Source organism: Spirillospora sp. NPDC047418, from assembly GCF_040643275.1.
Classification (GTDB): domain Bacteria; phylum Actinomycetota; class Actinomycetes; order Streptosporangiales; family Streptosporangiaceae; genus Spirillospora.
The window spans coordinates 1-1,270 of record NZ_JBEYTW010000212.1; the positions used below are offsets into that span (position 1 = coordinate 1).

Consider the following 1,270-nt stretch of genomic DNA (forward strand, 5'->3'; position numbering starts at 1 on the left):
TGAGGTTCCCCCCGTAGCACGGACAGCTGGGGTGAGATGGGTCAGGTGGTCGTGATCGAGGCTCGGTGCCGTTCCTCGTAGTCCACCGGGCTCAGCATTCCGAGGCTGGAATGCCTTCTGAATGGGTTGTACCAGCACTCGATCCATTCAAACACCGCGGCTGCGAGTTCGGCTCTTGTTTGCCATTTCCTGGCGTCGAGGAGTTCGAGTTGCATCGAGCCCCAGAACGACTCCATCATGGCGTTGTCGTAACAGTCGCCGACGGTGCCCATCGAGCCGAGGAGCCCTGCGTCTCGCAGTCGCTTTCCGAACGTCCAGGAAGTGAACTGCGTTCCGTGGTCGGAGTGCAGGATCGTGGCGTCCTTTGCGGGTTTGCGACGGGCTACTGCGGCGGCCATCGCATCGACCACGAGTTTTGTGGTCTGGCGGATGTCGATGGAATGGCCGATGATGCGGCGGGAGAAGCAGTCCAGGACGGCCGCGCAGTACAACTTCCCCTCGCGGGTCGGATGCTCGGTGATGTCGGTGACCCACAGCGCGTCAGGTGCCTGGACGTCGAAGGCTCGCTTGACCAGGTCTTCCTCGGTCGCCTCGTTGACCAGGTTCCGGCGTCCCTTGCGCCGGTAGATCCCCTGGATCCCGGCCTCCCGCATGAGTCGCTCCACTCGTTTGCGGTTCACCTGCTCGCCCCGTCCGAGCGTCAACTCGGCGTGCACTCGCGGCGATCCGTAGCTTCGGCGTGACTCTTCATGGATCTCTTTGATGATTTTCACCAGCTCGGTATTGCGTTGCTCCCGGATCGAGGCGGGCCTGCCGAGCCAGTCGGTATAACCGGATCGGGAAACGTTCAGCACTCGGCAGGCCACCGCGACGGGGATGTCATTTTCGGCAAGCTCACGGACCAGCGAGTACCTTATTTTGGGAGCACGTTCTCGCGGGCGAAGTATGCTGCTGCTCGCTTGAGGATCTCGTTCTCCAGTTCCAGTTGCCGGGCCTTCCGGCGCAGTTCGGCCAGTTCCTTCTTCTCGCCGGCGCTCAGGCCGTCGAGATCACCATCTTCGTTGGCTGCCTGACGGATCCAGTTGCTCAGGCACGACTGACTGATGCCCAGGCTCTTGGCCAACGCGGAGACCGACTTGTCGCCGGTCCGGGCCAACTCGACTGCGCGGCGCCGGAACTCGGGCGGGTGAGGTGGTGGCACGAGACACTTCCTTCCCAAGTTGATCAAGGTCAACTCAGATCGGGTGTCCGTGGAACGGGGGGAAGCTCA

2 protein-coding genes are annotated in these 1,270 nt (G+C 62.4%); both read right to left on the bottom strand.

The features are described from left to right. Positions 1–41: 41 nt before the first annotated feature. The gene (locus ABZ806_RS45090; protein ID WP_500226150.1) at positions 42–947 is read right to left on the bottom strand and encodes an IS3 family transposase; all 906 of its coding nucleotides are present in this window, start codon (positions 945–947) and stop codon (positions 42–44) included. Continuing rightward, a complete protein-coding gene (locus tag ABZ806_RS45095; protein ID WP_500226149.1) occupies positions 914–1,201 on the bottom strand; it encodes a transposase in 288 nt (95 codons plus the stop codon). The genes ABZ806_RS45090 and ABZ806_RS45095 overlap by 34 nt, the downstream gene beginning before the upstream one ends. Between the last annotated feature and the right edge of the window lie 69 nt (positions 1,202–1,270).